Source organism: Clostridium sp. AM22-11AC, assembly GCF_003473545.1.
Lineage (GTDB): Bacteria > Bacillota > Clostridia > Lachnospirales > Lachnospiraceae > Enterocloster.
Window position 1 is genome coordinate 26990 of sequence record NZ_QUCM01000020.1, and the last position, 13260, is coordinate 40249.

Sequence of the window (13260 nt, forward strand, 5' to 3'; positions counted from 1 at the left end):
GCGGTTGCTGGCTTGCGGTGCATGGACAGTGACGATAAAGAGATAGATATAGATAAAGGGGAGCTGAAAAATGGCACGGGTATTAGTAGTAGATGATGAAAAACTGATCGTAAAAGGGATCCGGTTCAGTCTGGAACAGGATGGCTATGAGGTAGACTGCGCCTATGACGGAGAAGAAGCCATTGAAATGGCAAAAAAGACAGAATATGATATTGTACTGTTAGATGTAATGCTTCCCAAGCACGATGGATTTGAAGTGTGTCAGGCGATCCGTGAATTTTCAGATATGCCGGTGATCATGCTGACTGCAAAGGGCAGTGATATGGATAAGATCCTGGGACTGGAATACGGGGCAGATGATTATATCAGCAAGCCCTTTAATATCCTGGAAGTAAAGGCAAGGATCCGTGCCATTATCCGTCGCAGCATGAAGGCAAAACGCCAGAAAAAGGAAGAACAGGCCAATACTTACATTGGTTCCGGCGACCTGAAGATGGACACAGAAGGAAGAAGAGTGTTTATCGGTGAAAAAGAGATCAATCTTACAGCAAAAGAATTTGATCTGTTGGAACTTTTAGTGCGCAATCCAAATAAAGTATACAGCCGTGAAGCCCTCCTTAATTATGTATGGGGAAATAAGGCTATGGACAGCGGAGATGTAAGAACTGTGGATGTTCATGTAAGACGGCTTCGTGAAAAGATCGAACCAAGTCCAAGTGACCCTAAGTTTGTACATACAAAATGGGGCGTTGGTTATTATTTCCAGGCGAAATAAGGAAAAACAGAAGGAAAAGAAAGTCAGTGAAGATTACATTAGTTACAGTAGGAAAAATAAAAGAACGTTTTTTTGAGGATGCCATTGCTGAATACAGTAAGCGTTTGGGAAGATATTGCAAGCTGGAGATCATTCAGGTGGCAGATGAAAAGACGCCGGATGGGGCCAGTGAAAATGTGGAGCGGCAGATCCGGGAAAAAGAGGGGCAGAGGATCCTGGCCCAGATCAAAGACGGTGCTTATGTGCTGGCACTGGCAATAGAAGGAAAAATGCTTTCCAGTGAGGAACTGGCAGGAAAGATACAAAAACTGGGAGTAGAAGGCAAAGGCCATCTGGTATTTGTCATCGGTGGATCCCTGGGACTTTCCAAAGAGGTGATGGACCGGGCAGATTATGCCCTCAGTTTCTCAAAAATGACATTTCCGCACCAGCTGATGCGGGTGATACTTTTGGAGCAGATCTACAGAGGATTTAAGATCATAGCAGGAGAACCCTATCACAAGTAAAAGAATATGTTACCTAAAGGTGACAGCACCATAAAAAGGCAGTTGCTACAGTGAAATAGTAAAATTCACTTTGGCAGCTGCCTTTTTGTGCAATGATGAGGCAGTTTGGCGCGATCCAATGCAAGCGATTTATTTACCTTTGTTCCAGACAGCATGTCATAAAATCATGTTGTCCTCATATACTGGAGTTAGAGGTACAGAAAAATGGCAGCAAAAACAGAAAAGGGATTAAAGCAGGAGATCGTAAATTTGTTTCCTGTAAGGCTCAGACAGATATTAGAAGCACTTCCCCTGGATTTTGCCCGGTTAGAAGAGATCCGCATGCGCTGCGGTCAGCCCATTCTCTTTCGCATAGCAGGAAAGGAAATGGGAATTACGGGTTCTGGAGATCTGACAGAACTGGGATCCTCAGGAAAACTGGATAACTGGGAAAAACTGGAAAAAATAAGGGAAAAAGAATTAAAAGATACCCTGGAAATCATGGGAGGTTTCTCCCTGTATGCAGCAGAAGAAGAGCTGCGCCAGGGCTTTTTTACAGTCCGGGGCGGTCACCGGATCGGGGTTGCAGGGAGAGTGATATTAAAAGACAGGCAGATCACGGGACTTAAAGCAGCATCATTTTTAAATGTGAGAGTGGCCCATGAGATAAAAGGATGTGCAGATCAGGTTCTTCCATTTTTATATGTAAATGGAAAATTTGTGAGTACATTGATTGTTTCTCCACCTGGATGTGGAAAAACAACATTGCTCAGGGATCTGATCCGTCAGGTTTCTGATGGAAGCAGCCAGAAAGCAGGAAAATGCAGCTTTGCCGGTGTAAACGTAGGGGTGGCAGATGAGCGGTCAGAACTGGGAGCCTGTTATCAGGGCGTTCCACAGAATGATCTGGGGATGCGTACCGATGTGCTGGACGGATGCCCGAAAAGCGAGGGAATGCTGATGCTGATCCGGTCCATGGCGCCGGCTGTTGTGGCAGTAGATGAGATCGGCGGAAAAGAAGATATCAAAGCAGTAGAATATGTAAGAAACTGCGGCTGCGCCCTGGCAGCAACGGCTCATGGAAGTTCCCTGGAAGAGTTAAAAGAAAGAGCCGGTTTTCGGGAACTTTTAGAGGAAAAAACTTTTGAGCGTCTGGTGTTTTTAAGCAGAAAGCGGGAATGCCGGGGAAAAGTGGAAGTGGTTTATGACAGTGGTTTTAACCGGTTGTATTCCGGGAGAACATTTTAACAGAAAGGAGGATTTCTATGTTTCTTAAATGGACAGGCGGGCTGCTGATCCTTTTTGCAGGTTCGGGAATGGGCGTATGGCTGGCATGGGGATATAAAAAGCGGTTGAGCACTTTAGAGAACCTGAGAAGGATGATCTATTGCCTGAAAGGGGAGATCGTTTACAGTCATGCACCTTTAGAGGAAGCCTTTGAGCGCATCGGCAAACGGGAAAAAGGTGTTTTGGGAGAACTTTTTACACAGACTGCAGAAAAGATCGGCTGTCATAACGGAGAGACATTTTCCAAAATCTGGGAACAGACAATAGAAGAAATGGAAAAAAATGGAAAACCACTGTTTCTGGAAAAAGAGGACAGGGAAAAACTCCTTTCTTTAGGGGGACAGCTGGGCTATCTGGATACCCAGATGCAGGAGAGGACGTTACTTTTGTATTTGGAACAGCTGGAACTTTCTGTTTCAAGACTCCGCGGAGAGATCCGGGAAAAATGCCGGCTCAGTACAGTCTTAGGGGTGATGGGAAGCCTGTTTTTAGTGATTGTAATGCTTTAGGGGTAGAACGTAATTATGGATGTAAATCTCATTTTCAGGATAGCAGCAGTGGGGATCCTGGTTTCTGTGATCTGCCAGGTACTAAAACACAGCGGAAGAGATGAACAGGCATTTCTTACCAGTCTGGCGGGGCTGGTCATGGTGCTGTTCTGGATGATCCCGTACATATATGATCTGTTTGAAACCATGAAGCAGCTGTTTTTGCTGTAAGGGAGGAATGGCTATGAATATGCTGACTTTGGGGGCAGCCGGGATCGCGGCGGTCCTTCTGGCTGTGTGGATGAAGGGAGTAAAGGCAGAGTATGGTATTTTTGTGGTGATCGCAGCCCAGCTTTTCTTCCTTTTTTATGGTACAGGGCGGCTGGGAGAGATCCTGGATACAGTCAGGCAGTTGGAGCAGTACATAAAGATCCGGCCGGTGTATCTCATAACACTTTTAAAAATGACCGGTATTACCTACAGTGCAGAATTTGCCTCCGGGATCTGTAAAGACGCCGGATATTCCTCTTTGGGAAAGCAGATCGAAATATTTGGGAAACTGACGATCCTGGCAGTGAGTATGCCGGTCCTTCTGGCATTATTTGGCACACTGGACCAGATACTTACATAGGGGATCTGAAAAATGAGAAAACAGGCAAACAGGTGGCTGGTGGCAGTATTTCTGCTTTTTTTTATTTTTTCAGGCATTCATATGACGGCTTTTGGGGAAGAACCTGCAAAGGATCCCCTGGCGCAGTTGGAAGAAGAAATGGGGATCGGGGAAGAGATCCAGAGGATCCAGGAATATCTGGATGGGCTGCGGCCAGAGGGAAGAACGGTCTCCCTTACAGATCTGATGCAGGTCATTATTCAGGGAAACATGAAAGAAATCGTAAATACAGCAGGGAAACTGCTGGAAGATGCCCTGTTTTCCCAGGCAAAGGAGGGACAGGCCCTTTTAGTACAGGTAGCGGTTTTAGGGCTGACCGGGGCGGTATTTTCCCATGCAGCTTCCGCTTTTAAAGGCAGCCAGATTCCGGAAACTGCTTTTTACATGATCTATCTGCTGATTTTTACCTGTCTGGCAGGAAGTTTTCTGTCCAGTATCCAGATCACAGCCCAGGTATTAGACCAGATCCTGGAGTTTGTCCGTCTGCTTATGCCGGCCTATTTTATCAGCGTGGCCTTTGCAGGGGGAAGTACCAGTGCTGCGGCTTTTTATGAGATCGCCCTGGGAGCTGCCTGGGCGGTGCAGTGGCTGTGCCGTCAGGTATTTCTGTCCATTGTGCGTGTGTATGGCCTGCTGGTACTGGGAGATCACATGATGGAAGAGCCATTTTTCAGCAAAATGACGGAGTTAATGGAAAAAATCGTATCCTGGGGATTAAGAAGTATCCTGGGACTGACACTGGGACTTCAGATCCTTCAGTCACTGGTACTTCCCTATGCGGACAGTGCAGGCAGATCTGCGATCATGAAATTTGCGGAAATGATACCGGGGTTAGGACAGGCAACCGGTGCAGCGGCAAGACTGGTGTTTGGAAGCAGTGTACTGATCAAAAACAGTCTGGGAGCAGCGGCGGTCCTGATCCTGGCAGTGATCACGTTGGTACCGGTTGTGAAGCTGGCTGTTTTAATGGTCATGTATCAGGGTGCAGCGGCTCTTTTGCAGCCTGTTTGTGACAAAAGGATCATTTCCTGTATCCAGGGGATGGCGGCAGGCCATGGACTGCTTTTAAGGATCACCCTTTATTCCCTTTTCCTGTTTATCCTGGTCATAGCCATAACCTGCGCAGGCACCAATGTCACTTATCTGGCTGCGTAACAAACAGTAAGCCTGAAATAGTAAGCCTGAAACATAAAAACAGGCAGAGGAAAGGTATGGGAGAGATTTTATTAGAATGGGCAAGGAATATTATATTTTTTATGGTATTCCTGTCTGTGATCAGTCATTTGCTGGCAGATGCGTCTTATGAAAAATATATCCGTTTTTTTGCAGGGATCGTGCTGATCCTGATCACAGTCAGCCCCTTAAAAGGCGGTCTGGACTTTCAGGAGAAAGCAGGAAGGTTTTTTGAAGAATTTTCTTTTTTTCAGGAAAAGGAACAGGCGGGAAAAGCACTTTCAAAGGCAGACCAGGAAAGAATGGGTGCATTTCTTGCGGAATATAAAAAAGAAGCGGAAGCGCGGATCCAGGAAACCATGCAGGCGGAAGGCGTTATCTGTAGCCAGGCAGAGGTGGAAATAGAAAAAGATGAAAAAAGCGGGGAATACGGAAAGATCAGGAAGATCATTTTACATTTAAAAGAGGAAAAAATGACATCACCACAGGACGAAGAAACGAAAATGGTAAAAGAAAAAGCAGGGGAAGAAGTATCTGTAAAAGTGGAAATTCCCCCTGTTATAACCAAAGAAAAGCAGGAAAGACCAGGCACTGAGTCCAAACAGGAGCAGCAGTTAAAAAGAAAGGTGGCGCAGTATTATGGACTGGAAGAAGCTTGTATCGAAATTTGGTGGGAAGATGACCAGGGAGAAATGGCTGTTTCTGCTTCTGTTGGGAGTGATCCTGATGATCCTGTCTATGCCATTTCCGGGAAGCAGCAGTAAAAAGACAGGTCAGACGAAAGGGGAAAATGTTTCACTCTGGGAGAAAAACAGTTCCGGTGACGGACAGCAGACAGAGGAAAACATAGTTCAGGAACCTGTACAGGCAGCATCGGCAAAACCGGCCCGGGATTATGAAAAGGAGCTGGAAGATCGGATCAGCCAGCTTTTAAAGTCAGTGGAAGGAGTGGGAAAAGTAGACGTAATGGTAGTTTTAAGTTCTTCCGGTGAAAAGGTTTTCCGCACAGACCGGTCTGAAAATACCAGTACCACCAAAGAAAAAGACGCTTCCGGCGGAGAACGGGATGCAGTGAGCAGCCAGTTAGAAGAAAATACCGTTTTTTCCCAGTCTGCAGGCCAGAATACAGGAAACGGACCTTTGATCGAAAAAGAACTGTATCCGCAGATCTCCGGTATCGTGATCAGTGCCCAGGGAGGTGATCTGCCGTCGGTCCAGGCTGAAATTTCCCAGGCTATGGAAGCATTATTTGGACTGGAACCGCATAAAATAAAAGTGTTAAAGCGGGTGGAATAAAAAGGAGTGCGGCATATGAAGATCAGAAATATGAAGCAGGTTGGCGAGCGGGTAAAAGAGATAAAGATGAAGCGTCTGTTTCGGCGAAACCAGATCATTATCACTACATTGGCTGTGATGATCGCTGCTGCCGGGTATCTGAATTATGCAGGAAAAAGAGATCTGGAAGCAGGGGGACAGGTTGCGGATATGGGAAGCCTGGAGCTTTCAGATGAAGATCTGATGGCAGAAAATCTGGCAGCACAGTCAGAGACAGTCCAGGACATTTTAAGTCTGGACAATGATCCAAATGATACAGAGGTAGCTGAGGCACAGACAGAAGGAACGGATCTGGCCCAGGCCGGCAGTGAGAACGGTGAACAGTCAGGTATGGCGGATACAGAGGAGCAGACCACGGGAAATGATGCGCCTGCAGGCTATGAAAATCCGGGGGAAGCAGTCCTTACCAGCGGTATGAGCGTAGCAGATTACATAGCAGGAGTGCAGCTTAGCAGGGAACAGATCCGGGCTAAAAACAAGGAAACCTTAATGAGCCTGATCAACAGCACCAGCATTGATGAAGCAGCCAAGCAGCAGGCGATCCAGGATATGATCCGCCTTACGGAAATATCGGAAAAGGAAAACGCCGCAGAAACGCTGCTTATGGCAAAAGGATTTTCAGATCCTGTAGTCAGTATCACAGATGATAAAGTGGATGTGGTGATCCATGCTTCCTCTATTACAGACCCTGAAAGAGCCCAGATTGAGGACATTGTAAAACGTAAAGCAGAAGTAGGAGCCGATCAGATCATCATTACCCTGTTAAATATGGCAGACTAAAAAGAACTATACATATCCTGCGCGATTTGGTATAATAATGAGTAACAGTTTTATGATCACACAGAGCAGGAGGTAAAGGATTTTGGCAGAAGAAAGTCGCAGTACACATAAATTATATGAAAAAGACAAGATCGGTGAAGTACAGATCGCAGATGAAGTGGTAGCGATCATTGCAGGTCTTGCTGCTACCGAAGTAGAAGGCGTAGATTCCATGGCAGGAAATATCACCAACGAACTGGTTGGAAAGCTTGGCATGAAGAATTTAAGCAAGGGTGTAAAAGTGGATGTGACAGAAGAACACGTATCTGTGGATCTGTCTTTAAACATCCGTTATGGTTATAATATCCCTGCAGTCAGCGAGCAGGTTCAGGAAAAAGTAAGTTCCGCCATTGAAAATATGACCGGTCTTACTGTTCTTGATGTAAACATTAAGATCGCTGGCGTGAATATGGAAGAAAGCTAAAAGCATTTACGAAAGTGCGCCCTGCAGGTATGGAAGGAGGCTTCTTTACTTGCAGGGCCTTTTGTACATTTTTTGTTGTTTTTATGCACCGCCTTTGGTATAATCACAGGTAGTGGAAAAGAATTAAGAGAAAGAGGAAAAATGAAATGACCAGAAGAGAATTGAGAGAACATTGTTTTAAAATGCTGTTCTCTGTGGATTTTTATACAACCGGTGAAGAAGCCAAAGCACAGATGCAGCAGTATTTTCAGTCTCCAGAGGAGGATGATACAGCAGAAGACGGCAGCCTTCAGGTAGTGCATAAAGTAGCAGCCGGAGAAAAAGACAGAGAATATCTCAGTACAAGAACTGCTGATGTAGTGGATAAAATAGAAGAGATCGATGCCAAGATCGACGAAGTAGCAGCTGGCTGGAAGACAAAGCGTATGGGAAAGGTAGAACTTACCATCCTGCGCCTTGCTGTATATGAGATGCTTTATGACGATACCATTCCTGAGAAGGTGTCTGTCAATGAGGCAGTAGAGCTGGCAAAGAAGTTTGGCGGAAATGAGTCCCCTGCGTTTGTAAACGGCGTTCTTGCAAAATTCATTCCAAAAGAAGAAAAGAAAGAAGAAAGCAAGGAAGATCAGGAAGCATAAATGGGAAGCGTGTATACCGTATCTCAGGTGACATCTTATATTAAAAATATGTTCACCCAGGATTTTGCGCTGAACAGAGTCTCTATAAAAGGAGAAGTGTCCAACTGCAAATATCATACATCCGGCCATATTTATTTTACATTAAAAGACGGCGGCGCACAGATTGCCGCCGTCATGTTTGCAGGACAGAGAAAGGGCCTGGATTTCACCCTGGCAGAAGGCCAGGAAGTGATCGTATCAGGCACTGTGGATGTATATGAGAAAGACGGGCGTTACCAGCTCTATGCAAAGGAGATCAAAAGGGAAGGCAGAGGAGATCTGTTCCTTCGTTTTGAAAAACTGAGGGACGAGCTGGAAGAAATGGGTATGTTTGATGGCTGCTATAAGCAGCCCATCCCTAAATATGCCACCCGGATCGGGATCGTTACAGCGTCCACAGGCGCGGCCATCCGGGATATCATGAATATTACATCCAGAAGAAATCCCTATGTACAGCTGATCCTTTATCCTGCTCTTGTTCAGGGGGAGAAGGCAAAATACAGCATTGTCCAGGGAATAAAAACACTGGATCAGATGGGACTGGATGTTCTGATCGTAGGACGGGGCGGCGGTTCCATAGAAGACCTGTGGGCATTTAATGAAGAAATGGTTGCAAGGGCCATATTTGAATGTCATACTCCGGTGATCTCCGCTGTAGGACATGAGACAGATGTGACCATTGCAGATTATGTGGCAGACCTGCGGGCTCCTACGCCATCGGCGGCGGCAGAGCTGGCAGTTTTTGATTATAAACAGTTTGAAGAAACGGTAGCTGCCTATAAATTGCTTTTGGATAAGGCTGCAAAACGAAAACTGGAACGGGCCCGTTTCCGCCTGGAACAGTGCCGGATGCAGCTGAAATTAAAGGATCCGGGCCGTATGGTCAATGACAGACGGCAGCGTCTGGCAGATTATGAGGAGATATTAGACCGGAAGATCAAAGAGGCGTTAAAAGAAAGCAAAAGACTGTTAGAAAAGCAGGAAGAACGTCTGAACAATTCCATGAGGGAAAAGCTGAATTTACAGAAGCACCGTCTGGCGTTAGATGCCAGCCAGTTAGAAGGTTTATCTCCGTTAAAGAAGTTAAGCGCCGGATACGGTTTCGTACAAAAAGAGTCAGGAGAAGCCATAAGATCTGTAAAGCAGGTAACAGCCGGTGATCCGGTCCGTATTTATGTAGCAGATGGTTATGCAAAGGCGCTTGTGACGGATACGAAAAACAGCAGACCGGGGAGAAAGGGATAAATATGGCAGGAAGAAAGAAAGCAGAAGAAGCAGCTCCGGAAAAAACAGCCGGGATCGAGGAAAATTTCGCCCGACTGGAAGAGATCATAAAAAAACTGGAAACAGGGGAAAATTCACTGGAAGAGACCTTTGCAGGGTATGAAGCAGGAATGAAACTTGTAAAGTCTTTAAGCAGCCAGATCGATAAAGTAGAAAAACAGATCCAAATATTGAGTGAGGGTGAAGACAATGAGTGATAATACAGAATTCAGAAAAGAACTGGAAGAGAGAACAAAACAGATCAATGAGCAGATCGAAAGCTATCTGCCGGAAGAAAAGGGCCATCAGAAAACCATTTTTGAGGCTATGAACTACAGTGTAAAAGCTGGTGGCAAGCGTCTGCGTCCTCTGTTTATGCAGGAGATCTGCAGATTATTTACAGGAGAAGTACAGCCTGTAGTTGTACCATTTATGGCAGCCATTGAGATGATCCATACTTCTTCCCTGGTACATGATGATCTTCCATGTATGGATGATGATATGATGCGCAGGGGACAGGCAAGTACCTGGGCTGAATACGGCGAAGATATGGGCGTTCTGGCAGGAGATGCGCTGATGATCTATGCTTTTGAGGTAGCAGCGAAGGCATTTAAAGAGGTTTCAGATGCAGATGACCTTAAAAGAGTGGGACGTGCCATTGAGATCCTGGCTTCCAAGACCGGTATTTACGGCATGATCGGCGGACAGACAGTAGACGTAGAACTGGCTGGCGGACCGATCCCGAAGAATAAACTGGACTTTATCTACCGCTTAAAGACAGGTGCCCTTATTGAGGCATCCATGCTCATCGGTGCTGTTTTAGGCGGCGCTGCAGAAGAAGACTGTAAGATCGTAGAAAGCCTTGCAGGCAAGGTTGGTCTGGCATTCCAGATCCAGGATGATATTCTGGATGTGACCGGAGACCAGGAAGTTTTAGGCAAAGAGGCAGGAAGCGACGAAAAGAACCAGAAGACTACCTATGTGACTCTGGAAGGTTTAGAAAAGGCAAAGAAAGATGTAGAAGCTCTTTCTGTCCAGGCGATTGAAGATTTAAACAAACTGCCTGGAAATAATGAATTCCTGGAGAATTTGATCCGTATTCTTATTAAACGTCAGAAATAAAAAGGAAGAACCTATGATATTGGAACAGATAAAGGGGCCGGAAGATCTGAAAAAATTGACCTCTGAAGAACTTTCCCAACTGGCAGAAGAGATACGGGCCTTTCTGATCGAAAAGATCAGCCATACAGGGGGACATTTAGCTTCCAACCTGGGAGTTGTGGAGCTGACCATTGCTCTGTTTCGTACCTTTGACCTGCCAGAAGATAAGATCATCTGGGATGTAGGCCATCAGTCCTACACCCACAAGATCTTAAGCGGCCGCAGGATGGAATTTGATGAACTCCGTCAGTACGGCGGCTTAAGCGGCTTTCCAAAACGGAAGGAAAGCCCCTATGATTCCTTTGACACAGGCCATAGTTCCACTTCTATTTCAGCAGGTCTTGGCATTGCCCAGGGCCGTGATATTTTAGGAGAGGACTATAAGGTAGTCTCTGTCATTGGTGATGGTGCTCTTACAGGAGGAATGGCTTACGAGGCTTTAAATAATGCGGCCCGTATGAAGAAAAACTTTATTATCATACTAAATGACAATAAAATGTCCATTTCTGAAAATGTAGGTGGCATGTCAAGGTATCTGGGAGGACTTCGCACAGGAGCCGGTTACAATGATCTGAAGAAAAATGTGGCAGATACCTTAGAACGGATCCCGGTAGTTGGCGGCCGTATGATCGACAAGATCAAACGGACGAAAAACAGTATCAAACAGCTGTTTATCCCGGGAATGCTCTTTGAAAATATGGGGATCACCTATTTGGGACCAGTGGACGGACACAATATACCTGCACTGTGCAAGGTATTAAAAGAAGCCCAGAAACTGGATCATGCAGTACTGGTCCATGTCCTTACAAAAAAAGGAAAAGGCTATGAACCGGCAGAGAAGAACCCGGCTCATTTTCACGGTGTAAGTCCTTTTGATATAAAAACAGGAAAACCTTTGGCAGAAAAGAAATACCCTACTTATACAGATGTATTTTCCAAGAAACTGTGCCAGTTAGGAGAAACACATCCGGAGCTGGTAGCTGTGACTGCGGCCATGCCTGACGGTACCGGAGTGGCAGCTTTTGGAAAGAAATTCCCGGACCGTTTCTTTGATGTAGGTATTGCGGAAGCTCATGCAGTGACCAGCGCAGCCGGTATGGCGGCAGCAGGACTGCGGCCTGTAGTTGCGGTGTACTCCTCCTTTTTACAGAGAGGTTATGACCAGATCTTACATGATGTCTGTATCCAGAACCTGCCGGTGCTCTTTGCAGTGGACCGTGCGGGACTGGTAGGAAGCGATGGGGAGACCCACCAGGGAATTTTCGATTATTCTTATCTTACTTCTATTCCAAACATGAGCGTGGCAGCACCGAAAAATCTCTGGGAACTGCGGGCTATGCTGGATTTTGCCATGGATTATAAGGCACCTTTTGCTATCCGCTATCCAAGAGGTACCGCTTACAGAGGCTTAAAAGAATTTATGCAGCCTATTGCTTATGGAAAAGGGGAAATAATCTATGAGGAAGAAAATATTGCCCTTTTAGCAGTGGGAAGTATGGTAAGTACCGGAGAACATGTACGGGCAAAGTTAAAAGAAGAGGGAGTTTCCTGTACACTGGCAAATGCCCGTTTTGTAAAACCTTTTGATAAAGAACTGGTAGACCGTCTGGCAAAGAACCACAGACTGATCGTGACTATGGAAGAAAATGTGCTCCAGGGAGGTTTTGGACTTCCTGTAACTGCCTATATCCATGAACATTATCCGCAGGTAAAAGTGATGAATATCGCACTTCCTGATGCCTATGTTGAGCACGGAAACGTGTCTGTTTTAAGAAAAGGACTGGGAATCGACAGCGACTCTATCATCCAGAGGTTAAAAGCAGAAGGATGGCTCTAAAACAGAAAGATCGATAAGATAGATACAAGGAGAAAATAAATGAAGGAACGGTTAGATGTACTGCTTGTAAAGCGCAATCTGGCAGACTCCAGAGAAAAGGCAAAGGCTCTGATCATGTCCGGTATCGTTTATGTAAACGGACAGAAAGAGGATAAAGCAGGTACCACCTTTGATGAAACAGCACCTATTGAGGTGAGAGGAAATACATTAAAATATGTAAGCCGCGGCGGCCTGAAATTAGAGAAGGCAATGACCCATTTCGGCGTAGAGTTAAAAGATAAGATCTGTATGGACGTAGGCGCTTCTACCGGCGGATTTACAGACTGTATGCTGCAAAATGGCGCTACCAAGGTTTATTCTGTCGATGTAGGCCATGGACAGCTTGCGTGGAAGCTGCGCAATGATGAGCGTGTAGTCTGCATGGAAAAGACTAATATCCGCTATGTGACCCATGAAAATATCCCGGATGAGATCGGATTTTCCAGCATTGACGTATCTTTTATCTCTCTGACCAAGGTGCTTGGACCTGTAAAGGCTCTTTTAAAGGATGACGGTCAGGTAGTATGTCTGATCAAGCCACAGTTTGAGGCAGGAAGAGAAAAAGTTGGCAAAAAAGGCGTTGTAAGGGATAAGGCTGTTCATTTAGAGGTTATTGAAATGGTCATTGCCTTTGCAAAATCCATTGGTTTTGAGATCTTAAACCTGGAATTTTCACCGATCAAGGGACCGGAAGGAAATATTGAGTATCTGCTGCATCTGCAGAACCACCCGGAGGGCGAAGACGGACCGGTCATTTATGAGGAAATGCCTGTTGATCCGAAAAAGATCGTAGAGGAAGCACACGCAGCGCTGGATAAAGAATAAGG

17 protein-coding genes are annotated in these 13260 nt (G+C 45.7%); all 17 read left to right on the plus strand.

Annotated elements, in window-relative coordinates:
• Positions 1-70 precede the first annotated feature (70 nt).
• Positions 71-775, plus strand: coding sequence for a response regulator transcription factor (locus tag DW251_RS14205; RefSeq protein ID WP_021869799.1), 705 nt, complete (start codon positions 71-73; stop codon positions 773-775).
• 26 nt (positions 776-801) lie between these two features.
• Positions 802-1281 (plus strand): 23S rRNA (pseudouridine(1915)-N(3))-methyltransferase RlmH, encoded by a 480-nt coding sequence (gene rlmH, locus DW251_RS14210; protein WP_021869800.1) that lies wholly within the window; start codon positions 802-804, stop codon positions 1279-1281.
• Positions 1282-1485: 204 nt separating this feature from the next.
• Positions 1486-2508 (plus strand): stage III sporulation protein AA, encoded by a 1023-nt coding sequence (gene spoIIIAA / locus DW251_RS14215; protein WP_118301543.1) that lies wholly within the window; start codon positions 1486-1488, stop codon positions 2506-2508.
• A 17-nt stretch (positions 2509-2525) separates the two neighbouring features.
• Entirely contained in the window at positions 2526-3056 is a 531-nt protein-coding gene (locus tag DW251_RS14220) for a stage III sporulation protein AB (RefSeq protein WP_118301544.1), read from the plus strand.
• A 15-nt stretch (positions 3057-3071) separates the two neighbouring features.
• Complete coding sequence (gene spoIIIAC, locus DW251_RS14225; RefSeq protein WP_118301545.1) at positions 3072-3266, plus strand: stage III sporulation protein AC; 195 nt, start codon at positions 3072-3074, stop codon at positions 3264-3266.
• A 13-nt stretch (positions 3267-3279) separates the two neighbouring features.
• On the plus strand, positions 3280-3666 hold the full coding sequence (locus DW251_RS14230; RefSeq protein ID WP_118301546.1) for a SpoIIIAC/SpoIIIAD family protein: 387 nt from the start codon (positions 3280-3282) through the stop codon (positions 3664-3666).
• A gap of 12 nt (positions 3667-3678) precedes the next feature.
• The gene (locus DW251_RS14235) at positions 3679-4860 is read left to right on the plus strand and encodes a stage III sporulation protein AE (protein WP_021869804.1); all 1182 of its coding nucleotides are present in this window, start codon (positions 3679-3681) and stop codon (positions 4858-4860) included.
• Positions 4861-4916: 56 nt separating this feature from the next.
• Positions 4917-5642 carry a stage III sporulation protein AF gene (locus DW251_RS14240; protein ID WP_118301547.1) on the plus strand — a complete coding sequence of 242 codons (726 nt, stop codon included), beginning with the start codon at positions 4917-4919 and terminating at the stop codon, positions 5640-5642.
• On the plus strand, positions 5605-6174 hold the full coding sequence (locus DW251_RS14245; protein WP_347474670.1) for a stage III sporulation protein AG: 570 nt from the start codon (positions 5605-5607) through the stop codon (positions 6172-6174). Before DW251_RS14240 ends, DW251_RS14245 begins: the two co-directional genes overlap by 38 nt.
• A gap of 15 nt (positions 6175-6189) precedes the next feature.
• On the plus strand, positions 6190-6993 hold the full coding sequence (locus DW251_RS14250; RefSeq protein ID WP_021869807.1) for a SpoIIIAH-like family protein: 804 nt from the start codon (positions 6190-6192) through the stop codon (positions 6991-6993).
• 82 nt (positions 6994-7075) lie between these two features.
• On the plus strand, positions 7076-7456 hold the full coding sequence (locus DW251_RS14255; RefSeq protein WP_021869808.1) for an Asp23/Gls24 family envelope stress response protein: 381 nt from the start codon (positions 7076-7078) through the stop codon (positions 7454-7456).
• A 146-nt stretch (positions 7457-7602) separates the two neighbouring features.
• The gene (nusB, locus tag DW251_RS14260) at positions 7603-8094 is read left to right on the plus strand and encodes a transcription antitermination factor NusB (protein ID WP_021869809.1); all 492 of its coding nucleotides are present in this window, start codon (positions 7603-7605) and stop codon (positions 8092-8094) included.
• A complete protein-coding gene (xseA, locus tag DW251_RS14265; RefSeq protein ID WP_118301549.1) occupies positions 8095-9378 on the plus strand; it encodes an exodeoxyribonuclease VII large subunit in 1284 nt (427 codons plus the stop codon).
• A gap of 2 nt (positions 9379-9380) precedes the next feature.
• Positions 9381-9614 carry an exodeoxyribonuclease VII small subunit gene (gene xseB / locus DW251_RS14270; protein ID WP_021869811.1) on the plus strand — a complete coding sequence of 78 codons (234 nt, stop codon included), beginning with the start codon at positions 9381-9383 and terminating at the stop codon, positions 9612-9614.
• Positions 9607-10518 carry a polyprenyl synthetase family protein gene (locus tag DW251_RS14275; RefSeq protein ID WP_021869812.1) on the plus strand — a complete coding sequence of 304 codons (912 nt, stop codon included), beginning with the start codon at positions 9607-9609 and terminating at the stop codon, positions 10516-10518. Before xseB ends, DW251_RS14275 begins: the two co-directional genes overlap by 8 nt.
• A 13-nt stretch (positions 10519-10531) precedes the next feature.
• On the plus strand, positions 10532-12394 hold the full coding sequence (gene dxs, locus DW251_RS14280) for a 1-deoxy-D-xylulose-5-phosphate synthase (protein ID WP_118301550.1): 1863 nt from the start codon (positions 10532-10534) through the stop codon (positions 12392-12394).
• A 39-nt stretch (positions 12395-12433) separates the two neighbouring features.
• Positions 12434-13258, plus strand: a complete 825-nt coding sequence (locus DW251_RS14285) for a TlyA family RNA methyltransferase (protein WP_021869814.1) — start codon at positions 12434-12436, stop codon at positions 13256-13258.
• Positions 13259-13260: the final 2 nt, after the last annotated feature.

Excerpts from the sequence above, each read along its gene's own strand:
- DW251_RS14205 (WP_021869799.1), top strand. The coding sequence starts at position 71 with ATGGCACGGGTATTAGTAGTAGATGATGAAAAACTGATCGTAAAAGGG.
- spoIIIAA (WP_118301543.1), top strand. The coding sequence starts at position 1,486 with ATGGCAGCAAAAACAGAAAAGGGATTAAAGCAGGAGATCGTAAATTTG.
- DW251_RS14220 (WP_118301544.1), top strand. The coding sequence starts at position 2,526 with ATGTTTCTTAAATGGACAGGCGGGCTGCTGATCCTTTTTGCAGGTTCG.
- spoIIIAC (WP_118301545.1), top strand. The coding sequence starts at position 3,072 with ATGGATGTAAATCTCATTTTCAGGATAGCAGCAGTGGGGATCCTGGTT.
- DW251_RS14230 (WP_118301546.1), top strand. The coding sequence starts at position 3,280 with ATGAATATGCTGACTTTGGGGGCAGCCGGGATCGCGGCGGTCCTTCTG.
- DW251_RS14235 (WP_021869804.1), top strand. The coding sequence starts at position 3,679 with ATGAGAAAACAGGCAAACAGGTGGCTGGTGGCAGTATTTCTGCTTTTT.
- DW251_RS14240 (WP_118301547.1), top strand. The coding sequence starts at position 4,917 with ATGGGAGAGATTTTATTAGAATGGGCAAGGAATATTATATTTTTTATG.
- DW251_RS14245 (WP_347474670.1), top strand. The coding sequence starts at position 5,605 with ATGATCCTGTCTATGCCATTTCCGGGAAGCAGCAGTAAAAAGACAGGT.
- DW251_RS14250 (WP_021869807.1), top strand. The coding sequence starts at position 6,190 with ATGAAGATCAGAAATATGAAGCAGGTTGGCGAGCGGGTAAAAGAGATA.
- nusB (WP_021869809.1), top strand. The coding sequence starts at position 7,603 with ATGACCAGAAGAGAATTGAGAGAACATTGTTTTAAAATGCTGTTCTCT.
- xseA (WP_118301549.1), top strand. The coding sequence starts at position 8,095 with ATGGGAAGCGTGTATACCGTATCTCAGGTGACATCTTATATTAAAAAT.
- xseB (WP_021869811.1), top strand. The coding sequence starts at position 9,381 with ATGGCAGGAAGAAAGAAAGCAGAAGAAGCAGCTCCGGAAAAAACAGCC.
- DW251_RS14275 (WP_021869812.1), top strand. The coding sequence starts at position 9,607 with ATGAGTGATAATACAGAATTCAGAAAAGAACTGGAAGAGAGAACAAAA.
- dxs (WP_118301550.1), top strand. The coding sequence starts at position 10,532 with ATGATATTGGAACAGATAAAGGGGCCGGAAGATCTGAAAAAATTGACC.
- DW251_RS14285 (WP_021869814.1), top strand. The coding sequence starts at position 12,434 with ATGAAGGAACGGTTAGATGTACTGCTTGTAAAGCGCAATCTGGCAGAC.